Here is an 18,145-nt window from a genome sequence, read left to right as displayed (position 1 = left end):
AGCTCACTGAAGGTCTCGACTTCCACAGATCAAGGGGAGTTCCATGAAAAACCGTCTCATCGCCAGCGCTTTAACCGTGGGTGTTAGCGTGGCGGTGACTGCTTTGGCTGCCTACGCGCAAACTGCACCCAACGGCACATCTTCGAGGGTGCGTTATTTGCCGGAATACACCGCAAGCGGCGATCTCATCCTGCCGAAGAACTTCAATGAATGGGTTTATGTCGGATCGCCGCTGACACCTAATGGGCTCAACGGCGGGCACGCGAATTTCCCTGAGTTCCATAACGTCTATATAGAGCCCGTTTCCTACGAAATTTACAAGAAGACGGGAGTTTTTCCGGAAGGGACCATTCTCTTCAAGGAACTGCAGTTAGCGCTTCCCGGTGAAAATCCCGATGGATCGAGGACAGAGCCCTCTGGGCGCGGCTATTTCCCGGGCGCGTTCAACGGAGCTGACGTGACTGTCAAGGATACAAAACGCTACGCGGATTCCGGCGGTTGGGGATACTACAACTTCAATCACCACGAACCAAAAGCCGCAACAGCAAAGGTGAAGCCTGTAAGCGAATGCGCGTACTGTCACCAGCAAAGTGCAAAGAAGGATGAAGTGTGGACGCAGTTTTACCGACTGCTCGATGACTAATTTCCGCTTCCATTTTGCTCTTCGTGCAAGGACGTGAACTATGAAACTGATCTATCAAGCGGCGGCGACCGGTCTTTTCGTCCTCTCAGTCGGCGTCGTGACAACGCTAACGCACGCTCAGGAGTCGACGCCGGAGCAAGAACTCATCGATGCCGCCGGAAATATCAGAATTCCGACGAATTACAGGGAAATGTATCAATATTTAGGGAGCTGGTCTCCCGCCGCCGATAAGCCGGGGGAGGGGAGCAAGCAAGCGCACAACGTCTACGCGTCGCCAGGAACAATTGAGGCGTTTCGCAAGTCTGGGAAGTTTCCTGACGGCACGGTGCTCGTGAAAGAGGTGTTCTCGACGAAGAACGATCAGATGACGACGGGGCTCGTAAGCCACGTCGACAAACTTCAGGGTTGGTTCATGATGGTCAAAAAGACCAACAACAGCCATCCTGAAAACAAGCTGTGGGGCGATGGTTGGGTATGGTCGTGGTTCGATGCCGGTCAACCGAACAAAACGACATCGAAGGATTATCAAACCGACTGTAAGGGCTGCCACGTGCCAGCCCAAGACACGGACTGGATATACTCTTCAGGCTATCCGGCTCTCAAAAACTAAAGCTGCGGCCCGTGCGAGCCGAGGTGCCCCGTTTGAAGCAAGTTATGCTTTGGCTTGCATTCGCCGTCTCCCTTATTGTCGCCCCGACTGAAGGCGAAGCGGCAGAGCCCAGCAAGCTGGTTGTTTTGATTTCCGGAACGACGGAGGCTTTATCGGTGGGGCGCGCTACGGTGCTGCAACCGGGTGGCGGCATCTTTCTTCGTCAGCTTCCATTGTCGAAATCGGAAGCCTGGCGCATTCCGACCGCGCAAGTTTCTTCCATTGAATCGAAACTTGGGCAGCTGGGGATCACGTCTTCAAAAGTTGCAGCGAAAGGCAACGAGGCCACGCTACCGACCTCCCATGATCACATGAACTCCGGCCAGTCATCAATGCTGTCCGACGCGAAAAATTCTATGGCCATGGTCGATTGGTGCGTGGTGACGCTCCCGAAGCCCGAGGTCATGGAATATCTCCTCACCCAAGGAGAAGGTACCGCAGATAAAGAGCCCCAAATCCTGACGATAGCGTTGCGAGCGGATCTCAGCGTCCGGGCGAAACAACGGTCCGTTCGCGTCATCGAGAGTGGGTACGTGTGGCACGGCATCATCGAATCCACGGGAGAACCGGTAACGCTCGTCTGGCGACTTCCCTCAAAACTTACGGGGCAAGTTTATTGGCAGCACCACCAGTATGTTTTCCGTAATTTGGGAGCAGGAAAATTCGCGATCGTCGAAATAGATCCGAAAATGATGCCGACTGAGCATCCTGCGATGGGTTCAATGGATCCCATGCCCGACTCGGCTTCCAAAGCTATTAAGAACGAGATTGAAGCTCCCGCGCGGCATCGGCCACCCGCTCTGCACCAAAAAGATTTAAAAGACGCGGAGACGAGCGGAGGAAAAATTGAGTTGGCCTTCGAGACTCCGCCCGCCTTGTCCGCAGCGAAATCCTTGCCGCAGGTAACTATCGACGTGATGGTTGCTTACACCGCGAAGGCGGCCGCTCACTACATCGATATCAATGACGAACTTATCGACCTCTCGATCGAGGAAGCCAATCAGTCGTTTATCAATAGTGGGGTCAGAAATGTGCAGCTGCGCCTCGTGCATACTTACCGAACGGGCTACATCGAATCCGGTACCCATTTCGATCACGTCTTTCGAGTCGCCGATAAAGGCGATGGCTACATGGATGAAGTCCACGATCTTCGGAACAAACACCATGCGGATATCGTGGTGCTCATCGTTGATAATTCCAACGGGTGCGGTCTCGCGGCCGGTGTTGCACCCGATGCGGAGCACGCCTTTGCAGTTGTCCATTACGAGTGTGCTGCAACAACCTATTCACTGGCCCACGAGATCGGCCACATCCTCGGTGCGCGTCACGACGTTGCGCTCGATGACGGCACCACCCCGTACAGCTATGGTCACGGCTACATCTTTGGCAACAAGTGGCGGACGATCATGAGTTATGGCGAAGACTGCGGCGGGTGTCCGCGCCTTCCCCTATGGTCAAATCCACTAGTGAAAGTTGGCGGCATTCCGGCGGGCGATCTTCTCGCAAATAACGCTCGCGTGATCGAGAGTTCGGCGATGCGCGTTGCGAGCTACCGCTGAGCGCCGCCGGTTCAAACGCGACGCGGGTGTCTCAATTCGCTTATGGGATCGACCCTCGATCGAGCTTCAGCCGTTCGCCGTCTGTCGAGATGGTCCCAGCTTCTATCCGATGCGCTTTCTCGCAATATTCGTCATTGACGTTGCGCCAGTGTCTATTTTGTTGTGTTCCTTTTTATTGGACATGGCAGATCCCTAGTCGGGGGGTGTGAACATAAAATCATACGCGCAGCGCACAGGCTCTGAGGCCGCTACGGACGGAGGCATTCAAAATGCGAAGGCGTGCGCGGAGTAAGCGCTCGCTCCCTTAGCCAACGGGTGAGAGCACATCGCCTAGAGGACGCTACGCGCCCAGACTCGAAATCCGATGAGCTCTGGAAACGCTCACAAAAAAGTGAAATACGGGCATTCCACTGTCATTCCCCGAGCATTCCCTGGCATTGCCCACTCACAAAAAACGATCCTTGCTGGAGTTACAGAACTAGCGAAGAATATTGGGAATTTCTTTGCAGAAGGAGATCGGCAGCCACTTCAGAATAGATCATCGCTATTTCTCAGAACGCGAGTGAAGCGGGGTCCGTCGAGGATCTGACCGAACTTCACGGCGGCGTTCAAGCGCTCAAGCGCGCTCCGCCAAAAGGCGAAGCCTAAACTAGTACGTCCCTAAGTGGCGGAACTAGCGATGCTGGCTGAATTGTGGCGCCCCGTAGGGGACTCGAACCCCTGTTGCCCACGTGAGAGGCGGGTGTCCTGGGCCACTAGACGAACGGGGCTGGCGCACAGCCACGTCTAGTAGTCGAGTGTGGGTCGCTGATCAAGTCCCGTGATCGCGGCAATACAGTCCGCCATTTTCCACCCCCCGAGCGGAGCCAAAGCGCGCCACGGTGGAAGAGACGACCAAAACGCCCGGAAAGCACCAGGCTCAATTGCGCGGCAACGTCTCGACCGGCTTCATGTCGAGGACGCGGCGGCCGGTGCTGGCGTCAAGAATGGTGATTCCTGGCCCCGACGGACCGTCGTGCTGCACCGCGAGCCGGTCACCCGAGAGGGATATCGAGAGGATCTTGGCGCCTTTCGGAAGTTCGAACGACACCGCATCGCCGGCCGGAGGCGCTACAACCGTTCGTGACGACGAGCCTTTTCCACCCGACCCAGAGTACCCGATGATACGAACGGCCACGGCTCCAAGTCCCACGAGAATGAGCACTCCGAGACCGGCAACGAGAATCTTCAGATTGCGCTGAAGCCGCTGTTCGCGCATCAAGTCGTCCGAGGGCGGCTTTGTATTGGTCATCTCTCAGGATTTCTTTCAGGTCACCACGTGCCCATCGACGAAAAAATACCGACCCAAATCGACGTCGTCGCCGGGCCTGAAGATGCGGGTCAACGCGTTGACCGGTGGCTCGCGACAAAAATCGACGGCATCAGCCGCGCTCGCGTCCAAGCGCTCATTCGCAATGGTCACGTCAGTGCAGACGGGACGATACGGGAGCTGCGTGCGCCGGTCAAATCGGGTCTGACGTATAAGGTTAGCCTTCCGCCCGTCGAGGAATCCGGCATCCAAGGCGAGAGCATAGAACTCCAAATCGTCTACGAAGATGACGACGTAATCGTGATCGATAAACCAGCCGGCCTGGTCGTGCATCCCTCGGCGGGACATGAGGACGGAACGCTCGTCAACGCCCTGATTGCGCACTGTGGCGACAGCCTGTCCGGCATCGGCGGCGTGAAGAGGCCGGGCATCGTCCATCGCCTCGACAAGGATACGTCGGGGCTACTCGTCATCGCCAAATCCGACGCGGCGCACCAGCGGCTCTCCGAGCAATTCAAGAGCCACGGCCGCGACGGACGACTGCATCGCAGCTATCTCGCATTCGTATGGGGACGGCTGTTGCGACCGGCCGGCACCATCGAAGCACGCCTCGGACGAAGTCGAACGAACCGCATGAAAATCGCGGTCACGCGCGGCGTAATCGGGCGCGAGGCCAAGACGCATTACGAAGTTCTCGACGTTTTTCCTGGCGAAACTCCGGCGGGAGATATCTCACTGCTGCGCCTCGTTCTCGAAACCGGGCGTACTCATCAAATACGCGTGCACCTCACGCATATCGGCCATCCCGTTGTGGGTGATCGGACCTACGGCACCGGGTTCAAAACCCGGCTCGCGTCCATTCGTGCGAATGCGAAAGACCCAGCGAACGCATTGATGCGACAAGCGTTGCACGCTGAGCAACTGCAGTTCGAACATCCGGTTACCGGCAAAAAGCTGAACTTTTACAGCAAATTGCCACCGGAACTCGAACGGCTTGGAGAGGCGTTGAAGCCTATGCCGGATAAACCGACGGATAACCGCCGCCGCCGGCGTTCGTAAAATATACGAAGCTTCCAAACTTGGGGTTCGCTGATCGAGCCTTCAAGTGGAAGTGACAGGTCCCATGATGAAAATTTGAATTTTACTACTATGTAACACTACGCGCTGGAGCGGGCGTATACCTCCAGCAATATGAAGGGAGCGCAGACTGAACCGGAAACGGGCGAAGGTCTGGGCAGAGGGCAATGGCATCAAGAGCACTTCCGTCACTGGCCGGCGGCTCGCTGGGCCTCACGCGGTACATGGAAGAAATCCGCAGATTTCCGATGCTCGCGCCTGACGAGGAATTTATGCTCGCCAAGCGTTGGCAGGAACGTGAAGACGCGGACGCCGCCGAGAAACTCGTGACGTCGCATCTGCGGCTCGTCGCGCGCATCGCAATGGGCTATCGCGGCTACGGCCTGCCGATCGGCGAAGTCATATCCGAAGGCAACGTCGGCCTGATGCAGGCCGTCAAGCGCTTCGATCCGGACAAGGGCTTCCGCCTCGCTACCTATGCGATGTGGTGGATTCGCGCCTCTATTCAAGAGTACATTCTTCGCTCCTGGAGCCTTGTAAAGATGGGCACCACGGCGGCTCAGAAGAAGCTGTTCTTCAATCTGCGGCGCGCGAAGAGCCAGTTGCAGGCACTTGATGACGGCGATCTGAAGCCCGAGCACGTCAAGACAATCGCGACCAAGCTCGGCGTTCCGGAAGAAGACGTCGTCAACATGAACCGTCGTCTCAGCGGCGACGCTTCGCTCAATGCGCCGATCCGTGCCGAAGCGGAATCGGGCGAGTGGCAGGACTGGCTGGTCGACGATACGCCGACACAAGAGGATCGTCTCGTCGAGGACGAGGAATTGCAGCGTCGCAGGTCCTACCTGTCGTCCGCGATGGCGGTTCTGAACGACCGCGAACGGCGTGTTTTCGAAGCTCGCCGGCTTGCGGAAGAGCCTGCAACGCTTGAGGAACTGTCGGAAGAGTTCGGCGTCAGCCGTGAACGCATCCGCCAGATCGAAGTCAGGGCTTTCGAGAAAGTCCAAAAGGCCGTGACGTCGACGGCGCGGCTGGCGGAAGCGCCGACCGCCGCGCTTGAGGCGCATCGTTAAGGCAAACAGCGGACTTGACGCGGCAACTCGCGGCGCATACGCGGTTTCCCATCAGCTTATTTGGCGGCGCTTTCTAGCGCCGCCATTGTCTTATGGGGTCATGCCAAGCCGATGCGCCGCCGCTTTGCACTCGTTTTCAACGCGACAGCGGGCGTCGCCATGCCGAGGCTTCTCGACGGGGTGCTCGCGGCATTGCGCTCCGAGAATGCCGATGTTTTCCAAGTTCCCGCCCGTAGCGCGGAGGAAGCCGCCGAGCGCGTTGCGGAATTGGCGCGGCGAGACGTTTGCGATGCGGTCATCGCGGCTGGCGGCGACGGGACATTCCGGGCCGTGGCGACGGGCGCGGCCGCGAGCGCTTTGCCGGTCGGCGTCATTCCACTGGGAACGGGCAACGTCCTTGCTAACGAAATCGGCTTGCGTAAGCGGGCCAAGGACGTTGCCGATGTGCTGTTGACCGGCGGTGTGGTCGATGTCCGTGGCGGCCTCGTCAACGGATCGCCCTTCTTTCTGATGATCGGCGCCGGGTTCGACGCCCGGGTGGTCGCGAAACTCAGTTATCGGACGAAACGGGCTTTCGGCCGCGGTGCTTATGTCTACCCGGTCCTGAAAACATTGGCCGAAGGTCCTCGCCGTTTCGACGTCGAACTCGACGGTCGACGGTTCGAGGCCAGCTGGATCATACTGTCGTTCGCGACGCGCTACGCCAGCGTCTTCGAGTTGGCGCCGGACGCCGGCGTCGGACGCGACCGGCTAATGGCGGTCGTTATGGAAGCGGGCACCCGGCTGGGGACGGCGGCACATCTCGTATCTCTGGCGTTTGGCTGGCTGGCGCGGCCCGAAACACGCCCTGCTGGCGTTCATGTCCTGCCGGTCGACCACGCCCGGATCGGACGCCTGACGACGACGCCTGTCGAGATCGACGGTGACGAAGCCGGTATCTCGCCGGTCGAGGTTCGCGCGGAGGGTAAGCCCGTGCGTCTTCTTGTGCCCGCCCGTTATGTTGCTGATCTCACGAATCGTCACGCGAATCGCGTAGCTTAGGAATCGTGAAGAGTTGTTGGGCATGCCTTCTACGCATGTTCCTACAACATTGTGCGGGCGTCAGAGCGAGAAACAGGGGTACATGCCCTTCTCTTCTCTGAACCGGATCCGAATGGACCGGCAGATGGCTTTGAATGACGCGTGGCAGCGATGGACAGAGCTGCCCGAGGGAGCGTTGTTCTTGCCCAGGCTCGACGGCTTCACATCTCTGTCCAACCCTCCCCGCCCCTTCGATATCGAACCTGGAACGTTAGCGCGCCGCTCAGCGAGCCCGAGTGCTGAGAGTCCGCGTGCGTTGTCTCGATATCGAAAAACTCGTTCTACGGAGCGAGTTGGCGGATACCTGGAAGATGGAGTGCCTCATGCAGAAGCGCTGTCACCGGCCAACCGAATTTCTCCGATCAAGCGGAGCGTATTCTTCGCGCGATATGTCGAGGAAACGTTGGCTTATTCTGCTCTGGCGTCAACACCGCAAGCATCCTCCATGTAGGAGATAACTGATGCACTGCGGGAGATCGGTGCGACGATCTCCTGCCACACTCAGATACCAAGGCCGGCTTTGATGAGCCGGCCTTTTTTTTTGGCGCAGCCAAGCGCAACTACATCGGCAATCTTGCGATATCGCGTGAGAAATAATTTTCGATGGCCGCGACGATCGAATGCGCCACCTTCTCTCGCCACTCGTCCGATTTGAGGTTCTTCGCGTCGGACTGGTTCGTGACGTAAGCGAGTTCGATCAGCACCGACGGAAACTGTGCGGTCTTGAGAACGCGGAATGCGGCCTGCTGCTCGGGCTCGTTTCTGAGCGGCGTGCTCTCGCCCATGGTCTCGATGACGGATTTCGCGAACATACCCGTGCGCTCGTGGGTCATTTCGACGTCGCGATCGGCAAGATCCGAGAGAATGTTCCTGACGGTGTTGACGTCGCCGTTGGCGCTTTTGACCGTATCGATCTCTTCGTCGGTCAAAACATTTCGAGAGATGCTGCCTTTGGCGCTGCGCTCGAGCGATTTGGCGACGCCGTCACGCAATGAGTAGATCGTAGCGCCGCGCGCCCGCGATCCTTCGTCGGAATAGTCGGCGTGAATGGCGATGAACAAGCTCGCCTTGTTCCGCTCCGCGTAGCGCGTCCGCTCATCGAGCGGAATGAAAGTATCGTCGCTGCGTGTCATCAGCACTTTGTAGCGGCCGGTCTTTTCGAGGAGATCGCGAAGCACGAGTCCGAACGCCAGCACGACGTTCTTTTCCACGGTGCCGAATTTTTCCGCGCCCGAGTCCATTCCGCCATGGCCGGGATCGAGCACGATGATCGGCTTGGAGGTTCGTGCCGCCCGTTCCTTCGGGCTCTCGGCGAGCCGCGGGAGTGGGGGCTGCAAACCGACTGGGCTCAATCCGGCCGGCGACGATAGTCCTTTGCGCTGGCCGCTGAACGCCGCACCGGCTGGAAGGATGGAGAGCGAAAGCCGGTACTCGCCGCTTTTCGGGTCTTTGGCTATGCCGTAGTCCTCAACCACGACGGGCTGCGTCACGCCGATCACGACCCGCATCTTGCCTGCTGCCGCAAGCCCGGCCCGGACGTTCTTGACGAGACCGACAGGTGTCGTTCCGTCGAGCTTCGGAAGGTTGACGTTGACCTCCGGCAGTTCGATCACGACTCTATTCGGGTTCGACAGCGAAAAGACTTGAAAGGCGACCTTGCTATCGAGGCCGATGACGAAGCGGGTTCCCATGACGCGATGTGCGGGAACAGGCGAGGGGACCGCCGTCGCGGCTGTCGCTGCCACCTGCAACTCGTCGGCGTAAGCTGGGCACGCAGCAGCGGCGGCAATGACTGCCGCGAAGACGCCGCAAAATGCGCGTCGAGCCAAGCTACGCATAAAGTCGTTTCCCCTAAGGCGCGCCCGCCCAACCCCGTGCGCCACAGATTGAATCTGTTTGCCTACGGAAGATGGCGTTTTAGCGGTCAGAGTGGCACAAGGATTAAGGTTATCGGCCCGGCGGAGTTAAGCACTCGTTAAGTCTCGGGCTTCAATTCGAGCGATCGGCCGCGCGAATTTCTATTCGCTTTTCGAAAACCACGCGGACGCAGCTTCATCGTCGCTCTCGCGGGCATCGACCCAGTCTGCACGGCCGCCGGAAAGCGCTTCTTTCTTCCAGAACGGCGCTCGCGTTTTGAGGTAGTCCATCAGATATTCGGCCCCGGAAAATGCGTCCTGCCGGTGCGGCGCGCAGGCAATGACGAGCACGATGTTATCGCCGGGCTTCAACTCTCCGACGCGATGCACGATCAGGGATGCGGAAAGCTTAAACCGCTCGCGCGCCTCCGCTTCGATGCGTTCGAGTTCGGCCTCTGTCATCCCCGGATAGTGTTCGAGGGTGAGGGAGGCGAGCGGCTCGCCCTGAACGTCGCCGCGAACCTTGCCGACAAACAAAGCCACGCCGCCGATGCCGGCATCGCCCTCGGTAAGCTTCGCCATCTCCGCGGAAATATCGAAATCGGCGGTCGAAACCCGGACGGCCATCGTGTCAGCCTCCGGTGACGGGCGGAAAGAACGCGATCTCGCGCGCCGCCCCGATCTGAGAAGTCGGCTTGGCATGAGCATGATCGACCGCAACGCGGATCGCTTCCGGTTTGGCGAACGCCTGATCGAAGGGATGGCCGCGGCGAGATTGCCAGCGAAGCAGATCGCCGACGGTGATGACGTCGGGCGGCAGCGTCAGGCGTTCCTCGCTGACGCCCGCCCGTTCGCGCAGCCATGCAAAATAGCGCAGGGTAACTTCGGAATTGATCTTTTGATCGGTCATTTCGCTCTCAGCGATAGATCGCGTGGCGGATCCCGGCTTTCAGATAGTCATAGCCTGTGACGAGCGTAAGGAACGCTGCAATCCAAAGCAGAATGACACCGGTCATCGTTGCCCCCGGCATAAGGTCCTCGGCAGCCGGCCCTGCGAGCAGCATCGCCAGCGCAATGAACTGGACAGCCGTCTTCCATTTCGCCAGCTGCGTAACGTGAACCTTGACGTTTAATTCCGCCAGAAACTCGCGCAGCCCCGAAACCAGGATTTCCCGCGCCAGGATGATCAGCGCCGCCCAGATCGACCACCCGCCGATGGTATCCTTGTAAACGAGCATGAGCAGGGTTGCCCCGACCAGCAGCTTGTCGGCGATCGGATCGAGCATCCGCCCGAGATTCGACTGCTGCTCCCAGATCCGCGCCAGATAGCCGTCGAGCCAGTCCGTGATGCACGCCACGACGAAGATCGCGAATGCCAGCCAGCGCGTAGCTTCGCTCGTGCCGAAGAACAGCACCCCTGCCAGTACGGGCACGGCCACAATCCGTCCGTAGGTCAGGATATTGGGCAGGCTCATTGAAAGCGAGCGGTGCGCGACGTGATCCATGGATTTGGGTAGCCGTAGCAGCGCCGGGCCGTCAATCCCCAGACGACACCGTGCGCGCCGATGGTTACCCGCTCAGGGCAGAAAGCCGCAGTTGAACCTCAAGATGCGGCCGCCGAGACGGGCGCCTCCGGGGCAGCGACCGCTGCCCCCACGATGCCGGACCGGCGCAGGGCCTCGAAGACCGCCACCCGAAGGTCGGATTGCACTCTTGTGCCGTGCGTAATGTCGGGCAGCACCACACGGAGGGTGTAATCGGTCGTTGTCGTGGTGTAGCCCTCGAAGATGGCCATGGGCGCCGGTTCACGCAGCACGTTCGGGTGCCGGTTGGCGCACTCCGACATGATGGCGAGGACCCGCCTCGGATCGACGTCCGGTGCGGCTGAGAACTTCAACACCACCCGGCCGAGGGCGCTCCGGTGCGTCCAGTTGAGGACGCGGCCCGTGATGAGCTCCGAATTGGGCACGATAAGGCTCGCGCGGTCGAAGGTCTCGATCTCCGTCGAGCGGACCGAGATGCTTCTGACCGTCCCTTGCTCGTTGCCGACCACCACCCAATCGCCGACCTTGATGGGGCGCTCGATCAGGAGAATGAGTCCGGAGACGAAATTGTTGACGATCGACTGCAGGCCAAAACCGATGCCGACCGAGAGCGCGCCGGCAACGATTGCAAGGTTCGTGATGTTGAAGCCGGCGTAAGAGATCGCCATCACCGCGGCGAGCCCTGTGCCGGCGTAACCGACCGCGGTGTCGATCGAGTTCGCGATGCCGGGGTCCATCCGTGGCGCGATGAGCACGTTGTCGCGCAAGCGGCGTTGCACCAGGCGGGTGACGAAGACCACCGCCACGAACAGCGCGAGGCCGACGAGGATCCGGACGATGGAGATTCGGATCGAGCCGATCTCGAAGCCAAAGAAAAGACGCGTCAGCCAGTCACGAATATCGGGCGCGGCAAAGCCCCACTGCAGGAGCAGCACCGGGGCGGTCAGCAGGACGACGCCGAAGGTCAGGACGACCTCCGTCAGCCAGCCGAATTGCCTGCGGCGCACTTCATCGAAGCCCATTCGCTCTTCGAGAAGGACGCTGATGTGTCCCCGCGATGTCGTGCTGCCGCGTGTGAACGCCCGGATCGCCAGATACAGCAGTGTCGCGACCAGAGTGACGACGCCGGTCATGACAAGTTGCTGGGCAAGAAATCGCCCTAGCGCGATGTAGCCCGTGAGGCAAAGCCCAATGATGCCCAACGCGGCGATCCAAAGCGGGATTTTGAGCCAGACCGGTTCGCTGCGCGTGACGGGTCGCGTCAAGCTCATTTCGCTCGATTCGAAAGGCGTCAGCAGCAGACCGATCAAAACCAGGGCGAACGCGATGCTCGTGAACAGCGACTGCGCCACGCTCATCGCCAGCGGGAAGTAAAGAATCTGCGCGAACTTCGAAAGGAAGATATCGATCGAATAGATCAGCGCCAGAATGACCAGGAGCCGGCTGATGCGCCGCGCACTGCGATTGGAAAGGAGCATCAGGCGCCGTTCTGGGCTGCGTGGCGCGAAGACCGTAACGATGAGCGCCGACACGGCGACGAAAATCAATGCAGCCCCTAGCAAGGCTACGCCGACAGGGGCCGCTGTTGGATAGTAGAGCAACCCGAGGTATTCGAGCCCGCCATAAGCCAGGAAGGCGGCGGCGATCCCAGGGATCGCCCGCACGGGCGCGATCCAAGCCGCAGATGCAGCGCGCTGGAAGAAGCTCGGCGGTGTTGCATTGGGGCCGGGCCGATACCGCGTGAGGGCAACGACGAACGTCTTCAGCAGCAGATAGAGCCCGGTGACGGCCGCGAGCAGCATAAGCGCGCTCGCCTTTTGCCGGTTGACCGCCGACCACCAGTCTCTCGCATTATAATCGAGCCGCCACTGGACGGCGTCTCTCCGCTTCTGGAAATCATCCCAGAAGTCCGGAAAGATCGGGCTCGCCATCTGTTCGGTAAGGCTACGCACGAACAGTTTGAGGCGCAGATCGGTGATCTTGTCGATCGCTTGACGCGCCCGCCACCACGTGACTTCGAGGGTCTTGATGGCGCCCGAAACTTCGCTCTCCTGGGCATCGAGCCGCGACCGTTCGGACGCGACGGCTGCCGCTTCGGGCGGCGCGTCTTTCGCGGGCGCTGCGCCCAGCCGTTTAATTTGCGCCTGAAGGTCGGAGAGGCGAGGACGCAGGCCGTCGGCCGTTTGCGTCGTCTTCGAAATCACCTCGTCGATATTGTCGCGCAGGCGGCCAAGATCGGTGTTGACGCCCGAGATGGTCGTGAGGGCCTTTTCGGCCCCGTCCATCTCACCGACGACATTGGTAATCGTCGAATTGACTTCCGGAGAGAGTACCGGCGCGGGCGGCGGCAAAGGTGGAGAGGCCGCCGCAGCGGCAGCGGGGACAGCCCCTGCCGGAACGGCCGCCGCAGCCGCTGCGGGCGCTATGGCCGGTGCAGCCGGAGCGGGAGCCGTGGTTGTGGCCGGAACATCAGCTGGATCGGTCGCAGGCGCCGCCGGTGCGTGCTGTTGTTGGACAGGTGCTGCCTGTGCCTGCGCCTGTGTAGCGGCTGGCGTTTGCTTGGCCGGATCGGCGACCGTCGTCCAGCCGCTCGCCGGCGCGTCCTGGGCTTGAACCCCCGGGATGGCGAAAAAGACGGCGAGGGCGGTGATCGCGAGTGCGCGTCTGAGCATCGGCAAAACGGAGCCTTTGAATGACAAAAGTAAGATGACAAATGGACGGAAGGTCCTTCGCCCCGAAGTGCCGCGAAAATAGGGCACCCGGCATCCCCCTGGCTAGCCACTAAAAAATGTTTGCGGCTATCCCGTCCGCTCGTTGAAAAAATCGTAGATTTTCTTGGCCATGTCGGCGGATATGCCATCGACGGCCTTCAGGTCTTCCACACCCGCGCGCGATACCGCCTTGGCGGAGCCGAAGTGCGTTAGAAGCGCGCGTTTGCGCGTCGGTCCGATGCCCTCGATCTCGTCGAGCGGGTTGACGCCAAGCGACTTCGCGCGTTTCGCCCGATGCGTGCCGATGGCGAACCTGTGGGCTTCGTCGCGTAGCCGCTGCGTGAAATAAAGAACCGGGTCCTTGGCTTCGAGCATGATTGGCCGTTCGCGTCCGGGAATATGAAAATGCTCCCGCCCGGCATCGCGGTCCGGGCCCTTCGCGACGCCGATCAACGCGATGTCATGCAGTCCAAATCCGGCCAGGACCTCGCGCGCCACCGAAAGCTGGCCGAGGCCGCCGTCGATCAACACGAGATCCGGCCGATCGGGAAACGCCCGTTCGTCCATGGTATCATCCGGATCGTCGACGACGGGAGAGAGCGGCCCGCCGCTCACGTCCGATGCAATTTCCTCGACCTCCGTCTCGATCTCTTCGAGCACTTCGGCGTCCGCAATGCGTTTGAACCGGCGCGTCAGAACTTCCCGCATCATCGCGTAGTCGTCGCCCGGCGTCGTATCCGGCGACTTGATGTTGAACTTGCGATATTGCCCTTTGACGAAGCCTTCAGCCCCCGCGACGATCATCCCGCCGACAGCGTTGGTACCGGAGATGTGGCTGTTATCGAAGACTTCGATCCGGCGCGGAACTGCGGCGAGCCCGAAGCGCTCCGCGATACCTTCCAGAAGGCGCGCCTGGGACGAGCTTTCGGCGAGCTTTCTCCCAAGCGCTTCACGGGCATTGCCGAGCGCATGTTCGACCAGAGTCGATTTCGTCCCCCGCGACGGAACGCGAATTTCAATTTTGCGCTCGGTTTTCGTCGTCAGCGCTTCCGCGAGCAGTTCGCGGTTCGGAACGTCGTGCGAGAGCAGGATCAGCCGCGGTACGGGTTTATCGTCATAGAACTGCGCGATGAAGCTATCGAGCACGTCTTCGACGTTCAGTGCTCGGTCGGCCTTCGGATAATAGGCGCGATTGCCCCAGTTCTGGCCTGTGCGGAAGAAAAACACCTGAATGCACGTCTGCCCGCCATCTTGATAGGCGGCGAACACGTCAGCTTCCTCCACGCCTTCCGGATTGATCGATTGATCCGCCGTGACGTGCGCCAGCGCCCAGAGCCTATTGCGATACTTGGCCGCCGTTTCGAATTCGAGCTTCTCGGCGGCTTCCGTCATCAGCCGTTGATACATCTCGCGAACCGTTTGGCTTTCACCGCTGAGGAAGCGCTGAGCTTCGTCGACGAGCCGGCCGTAATCATCGAGATTGATTTCGCCCGTGCAGGGCGCCGAGCAGCGCTTGATCTGATAGAGCAGGCACGGCCGTGTCCGGCTGACGTAGACACTGTCGGAACAGGAGCGCAGAAGAAACGCGCGCTGCAGCATGTTGACGGTGCGGTTGACGGCCCCCGCCGACGCGAACGGGCCGAAGTATTTGCCTTTCGTGTTCCGCGCGCCGCGATGCTTCATCACCGCCGGCGCTTCATGGTCCCGGCCGATCAGAATGTAGGGGAAAGACTTGTCGTCGCGCATCAGCACGTTGAAGCGCGGCCGGAAACGCTTGATGAGGTTGGCTTCGAGAAGCAGCGCCTCGGCTTCCGTCTGAACCGAAACGAACTCCATTGACGCGGTCGAAAGGATCATCCGCGCGATGCGGTTGGTATGGCCGTTGAGACGCGCATAGTTCGAGACGCGGGCTTTGAGCGACCGCGCCTTTCCGACATAGATCACAGCGCCGGCCGCATCGAGCATTCGATATACGCCGGGGCTCTGCGGCAGCAGCTTGAGGTAGGCGGCGATCACCTCCGGCCCCGTTTTTCCGGGTTCCGCCTGGGGGGATGACAATGTCGTGGGTTCTTCAGTCATGGCGCACCTAAAATTGGGCGGCCGTCGAGGTCAAGCAAGGCATTCAGTGCTGCGCCACAAAATCACCATGCCGAGGGCGTGCTGTCAAAGCTCATTGAAAGTCCGGGGAATAGTGCTGCGCCGAGGGGGGTGTCATGCGTCGCGTCATCGCCATTCTTGGCCTCGCAGTGCTCGTTGTCTTACCGGCATTCGCTCTCGCGAAGCCTATGAAGGAGAAGGCCGAGAAGCCATTTCAGAGCACGGAAGAGCTTCTCAAGTGGATCAACGGCTACCGCAAGGACCCGGATCCCAGGCGCCTGCCGCAAGCCGTGAAGGCCATGTCGGCATTTGGCGCCACGAGGGATATCGACCAGTCCGGCGTCTTCATCGGCTTTGTCGCAGGAGTGTTGGGTGCCAATCCCGGCATCGCCGAGGATCTGATTACAAAGATTTTCCCATTGCCGCCGGAAGATCAGGTCGTGGTGATCAAGGCGATCGCATATTCCGGCCTTCCGCGCTGGCGCGCTACAATGACGAAATTCGTCGAGCGCATGCCCGCGCGAAAAGTGCTGATCGATAAATATGTCTTCGGCAACAAGCCGACGCTGACGGAACTCTCGGTTGAAACCGATCCCGGCGTGATCGACCTTAACTGGGGCTATTACTTCGCGACGGGTTGGGAAGCGCCCGTCCGGCGTATCGTTGCCGCTCTCGAACTATCCCTCGACAAGGATAAGGTCGATTATCTGACGACCGGCGCGATGGCGAAGTGGACGCTGGCGCAAAACGCATCCCGCAACGAAGATCTGCTGGCGATGCTGAAAAAGATATCGAGCGACGCCGATCCCAAGATCCAGAAACCGCTCGGCGAAGTGATCGACGCAGCCGAGACGCTGGAGCTCTCGAAGCTGCGTAAGGACGCGCTCGCCTCGATCGAGGAACTGAAGGCGAAAGGTTCGGAATCGCTGCGGAATTACAATTGGTGGGGACAGGCCGGGCAGACGGTATTCGCTCTCGGCTGTGTCGCCGCCGGTGCGCTGGGCCAGGTCGAGTTCGGCCTTCCCTGCGTGGTCGGTGGCGCGGCGTCGACTGCGGCGCTCAAATATCTGGCCCCATCGCCGCAATAGCCTCGCCGCTTCAACCGTCGGGGCAATTGACCTTGGCGTCGATAAGCGCGGATTCCGGCGTTGAATATTCGCCGACGATCTCGGCCCCGGACGCTTCCGTTCTCACGTAGGCTTCATACATCGGCTTCTCGAAGCCATCCATGATCGTCAGCGCCGTGTATTGTATTTCCGCTCCGGAGTGCGTGCGGATCAGCAGCGTTTTCCTGCCGCCATAGCTGGCCGTAAGCACCTTGCATGGAGACGGCGAAGCTTGTTCCGCCGCCTTCGCCGCAACGCCAAGCTCTGCCGGAAGCGGCCCGCCAAGTCGCGACGGCTGCGGCGGTTCGGGAGAAATTCGGAAGGTCGGCAGCCACGGCAGAAAGCTCGCGATTTCGGATTTCTCCGCGACTTGCTCGGTGGGCGGCGCAGCCCCCTCACTGGTCGCGGTATCCGTCGCTGCGGGCACACCCGTCCCATGTTCAACGACCGTGGCAGACATCCAAGACGACGCGGACGTGTGTCCCGCTGTCGACGCGTGCGAAGCCTTCTTCGTCTTATGATCTGACTTCCGCGCTTTCGCCGTCTTCGTCTTGGAGGAAGGCTTCTTCGGCGCAACCGCGACAGGACGATCGGAACTAACGGGCGCCGCGGTCTTTTTCGGCTTTGCAATCCAGGTGGGCGCGTCGCCGCCGTTTGATTGGTCGTCCGGCACGGGGCCGCCTAGACCGGAAGGCGGCCGGAAAGGATAGCGCCACTCGTGTCGGATTTGCAGAGGCGAAGGCGCCGACGGAATATCGCTTTCGGCTGCGCGCGCCGGCTGCTCGCAGTAACGAACACGAAAGAGATTCGCGACGAAGTCGATCGACTTGCCGTAGGCGCGGTCGGTGGCCCATCGCCGCGCCAGATCGCCGAACGTCACTGGCCGTCCGAGCCGGTTGGAGCGCGCGATGATATCGTCTTGATTCTCGCGCGTGCGCTTTGCGATCGGAGCGACGAGGTGCTCTCCCGAATAAGCGACGAGGTGTTGAATTTGGGCGTGGACGCCGGTCTTGACGTCGATAAAGCGTTCGCCTCTGACGCCGCCGCCGGTCGCGCCGATCCCGGCAAAATTATTTTGCGTCTCCCAGACGTCGCCACGCCGTCCGTCGCCGCGCCGGTAAGTGAGGAAGTTCGTTTCGAGTGCCATCTGATAGAAGGCATAGTCCCACCGCACGCGCCAGCCTTCGCCGTAGTATTTGTACCAGCGCGCGATTTCGCGGAAGCGTGGATCGATCTGCCGGTTGCGCTCGCCGAGAAACGCCATGAGCCGTTCCGGCGTAACGCAAGCCGGAACCTCGTTCCCGTCGCTTATCCTGATCGGAGGGGCCGCCTTGACGCTATTCATGCTCAGCATGAATAGCGTCGTCGCCAGGGCGCCAGTCAGACTCCCGGATGCAAGCGGCTTAACTGTCACCATCGAAAAAAGTCCCTCTGCGACGGT

15 protein-coding genes and 1 tRNA gene are annotated in these 18,145 nt (G+C 60.3%); 7 read left to right on the top strand and 9 right to left on the bottom strand.

The genetic code is table 11. From position 1 onward, the window contains the following. The first annotated feature begins 43 nt into the window (after positions 1–43). Genes WC811_RS07060 through WC811_RS07050 form a run of 3 tightly spaced genes read left to right on the top strand, consistent with a single transcriptional unit; the run spans position 44 to position 2,851 of the window. Positions 44–643, top strand: coding sequence for a cytochrome P460 family protein (locus tag WC811_RS07060; protein ID WP_372642427.1), 600 nt, complete (start codon positions 44–46; stop codon positions 641–643). A gap of 40 nt (positions 644–683) precedes the next feature. Beyond that, on the top strand, positions 684–1,253 hold the full coding sequence (locus WC811_RS07055; protein WP_372642425.1) for a cytochrome P460 family protein: 570 nt from the start codon (positions 684–686) through the stop codon (positions 1,251–1,253). Positions 1,254–1,264: 11 nt separating this feature from the next. Then, positions 1,265–2,851 carry a M12 family metallo-peptidase gene (locus WC811_RS07050; protein ID WP_372642423.1) on the top strand — a complete coding sequence of 529 codons (1,587 nt, stop codon included), beginning with the start codon at positions 1,265–1,267 and terminating at the stop codon, positions 2,849–2,851. A gap of 694 nt (positions 2,852–3,545) precedes the next feature. Here the strand turns inward: WC811_RS07050 and WC811_RS07045 are convergent. Next, a tRNA-Glu gene (locus WC811_RS07045) sits at positions 3,546–3,621 on the bottom strand. Positions 3,622–3,770: 149 nt separating this feature from the next. Then, the gene (locus WC811_RS07040) at positions 3,771–4,142 is read right to left on the bottom strand and encodes a hypothetical protein (RefSeq protein WP_372642421.1); all 372 of its coding nucleotides are present in this window, start codon (positions 4,140–4,142) and stop codon (positions 3,771–3,773) included. A gap of 27 nt (positions 4,143–4,169) precedes the next feature. Between WC811_RS07040 and WC811_RS07035 the strand changes: the two genes are divergently transcribed. The 3 genes from WC811_RS07035 (at position 4,170) to WC811_RS07025 (ending at position 7,351) form a co-directional block, all read left to right on the top strand. Continuing rightward, a complete protein-coding gene (locus WC811_RS07035) occupies positions 4,170–5,219 on the top strand; it encodes an RluA family pseudouridine synthase (protein WP_372642419.1) in 1,050 nt (349 codons plus the stop codon). A gap of 185 nt (positions 5,220–5,404) precedes the next feature. After that, positions 5,405–6,310 (top strand): RNA polymerase sigma factor RpoH, encoded by a 906-nt coding sequence (gene rpoH / locus WC811_RS07030; RefSeq protein WP_372642417.1) that lies wholly within the window; start codon positions 5,405–5,407, stop codon positions 6,308–6,310. 111 nt (positions 6,311–6,421) lie between these two features. Next, positions 6,422–7,351 carry a diacylglycerol kinase family protein gene (locus tag WC811_RS07025; RefSeq protein WP_372642415.1) on the top strand — a complete coding sequence of 310 codons (930 nt, stop codon included), beginning with the start codon at positions 6,422–6,424 and terminating at the stop codon, positions 7,349–7,351. Between the two features lie 599 nt (positions 7,352–7,950). Here WC811_RS07025 and WC811_RS07020 read toward each other — a convergent pair. The 6 genes from WC811_RS07020 to uvrC all read right to left on the bottom strand — a co-directional run bounded on the left by WC811_RS07020 (position 7,951) and on the right by uvrC (position 15,580). Then, a complete protein-coding gene (locus WC811_RS07020) occupies positions 7,951–9,228 on the bottom strand; it encodes an N-acetylmuramoyl-L-alanine amidase (protein ID WP_372642412.1) in 1,278 nt (425 codons plus the stop codon). 180 nt (positions 9,229–9,408) lie between these two features. Then, the gene (locus tag WC811_RS07015; protein ID WP_372642410.1) at positions 9,409–9,873 is read right to left on the bottom strand and encodes a molybdenum cofactor biosynthesis protein MoaE; all 465 of its coding nucleotides are present in this window, start codon (positions 9,871–9,873) and stop codon (positions 9,409–9,411) included. 4 nt (positions 9,874–9,877) lie between these two features. Then, on the bottom strand, positions 9,878–10,156 hold the full coding sequence (gene moaD / locus WC811_RS07010; RefSeq protein WP_372642407.1) for a molybdopterin converting factor subunit 1: 279 nt from the start codon (positions 10,154–10,156) through the stop codon (positions 9,878–9,880). A gap of 7 nt (positions 10,157–10,163) precedes the next feature. Next, complete coding sequence (gene pgsA, locus WC811_RS07005) at positions 10,164–10,751, bottom strand: CDP-diacylglycerol--glycerol-3-phosphate 3-phosphatidyltransferase (protein ID WP_372642405.1); 588 nt, start codon at positions 10,749–10,751, stop codon at positions 10,164–10,166. A gap of 98 nt (positions 10,752–10,849) precedes the next feature. After that, on the bottom strand, positions 10,850–13,462 hold the full coding sequence (locus tag WC811_RS07000; protein WP_372642403.1) for a mechanosensitive ion channel domain-containing protein: 2,613 nt from the start codon (positions 13,460–13,462) through the stop codon (positions 10,850–10,852). 126 nt (positions 13,463–13,588) lie between these two features. After that, a complete protein-coding gene (gene uvrC / locus WC811_RS06995; protein WP_372642401.1) occupies positions 13,589–15,580 on the bottom strand; it encodes an excinuclease ABC subunit UvrC in 1,992 nt (663 codons plus the stop codon). Positions 15,581–15,714: 134 nt separating this feature from the next. Here uvrC and WC811_RS06990 point away from each other — a divergent pair, with 134 nt between their 5' ends. Further along, positions 15,715–16,686, top strand: coding sequence for a hypothetical protein (locus WC811_RS06990; protein WP_372642399.1), 972 nt, complete (start codon positions 15,715–15,717; stop codon positions 16,684–16,686). 10 nt (positions 16,687–16,696) lie between these two features. Here the strand turns inward: WC811_RS06990 and WC811_RS06985 are convergent, their stop codons facing one another. Further along, positions 16,697–18,121 (bottom strand): hypothetical protein, encoded by a 1,425-nt coding sequence (locus WC811_RS06985; protein ID WP_372642397.1) that lies wholly within the window; start codon positions 18,119–18,121, stop codon positions 16,697–16,699. Positions 18,122–18,145 lie beyond the last annotated feature (24 nt).

It is taken from the genome of Hyphomicrobium sp. (assembly GCF_041659645.1).
GTDB lineage: Bacteria > Pseudomonadota > Alphaproteobacteria > Rhizobiales > Hyphomicrobiaceae > Hyphomicrobium_B.
Note: the sequence above shows the minus strand (reverse complement) of the source record. Positions and strands in the feature narration are given on the sequence as shown.

What these genes read in the sequence shown, in the direction of transcription:
- WC811_RS07020 (WP_372642412.1), bottom strand. Translation starts at nt 9,228, where the DNA reads ATGCGTAGCTTGGCTCGACGCGCATTTTGCGGCGTCTTCGCGGCAGTC.
- WC811_RS06990 (WP_372642399.1), top strand. Translation starts at nt 15,715, where the DNA reads ATGCGTCGCGTCATCGCCATTCTTGGCCTCGCAGTGCTCGTTGTCTTA.
- WC811_RS07055 (WP_372642425.1), top strand. Translation starts at nt 684, where the DNA reads ATGAAACTGATCTATCAAGCGGCGGCGACCGGTCTTTTCGTCCTCTCA.
- WC811_RS07060 (WP_372642427.1), top strand. Translation starts at nt 44, where the DNA reads ATGAAAAACCGTCTCATCGCCAGCGCTTTAACCGTGGGTGTTAGCGTG.
- moaD (WP_372642407.1), bottom strand. Translation starts at nt 10,156, where the DNA reads ATGACCGATCAAAAGATCAATTCCGAAGTTACCCTGCGCTATTTTGCA.
- WC811_RS07025 (WP_372642415.1), top strand. Translation starts at nt 6,422, where the DNA reads ATGCGCCGCCGCTTTGCACTCGTTTTCAACGCGACAGCGGGCGTCGCC.
- WC811_RS07015 (WP_372642410.1), bottom strand. Translation starts at nt 9,873, where the DNA reads ATGGCCGTCCGGGTTTCGACCGCCGATTTCGATATTTCCGCGGAGATG.
- pgsA (WP_372642405.1), bottom strand. Translation starts at nt 10,751, where the DNA reads ATGGATCACGTCGCGCACCGCTCGCTTTCAATGAGCCTGCCCAATATC.
- WC811_RS06985 (WP_372642397.1), bottom strand. Translation starts at nt 18,121, where the DNA reads ATGGTGACAGTTAAGCCGCTTGCATCCGGGAGTCTGACTGGCGCCCTG.
- uvrC (WP_372642401.1), bottom strand. Translation starts at nt 15,580, where the DNA reads ATGACTGAAGAACCCACGACATTGTCATCCCCCCAGGCGGAACCCGGA.
- rpoH (WP_372642417.1), top strand. Translation starts at nt 5,405, where the DNA reads ATGGCATCAAGAGCACTTCCGTCACTGGCCGGCGGCTCGCTGGGCCTC.
- WC811_RS07000 (WP_372642403.1), bottom strand. Translation starts at nt 13,462, where the DNA reads ATGCTCAGACGCGCACTCGCGATCACCGCCCTCGCCGTCTTTTTCGCC.
- WC811_RS07040 (WP_372642421.1), bottom strand. Translation starts at nt 4,142, where the DNA reads ATGACCAATACAAAGCCGCCCTCGGACGACTTGATGCGCGAACAGCGG.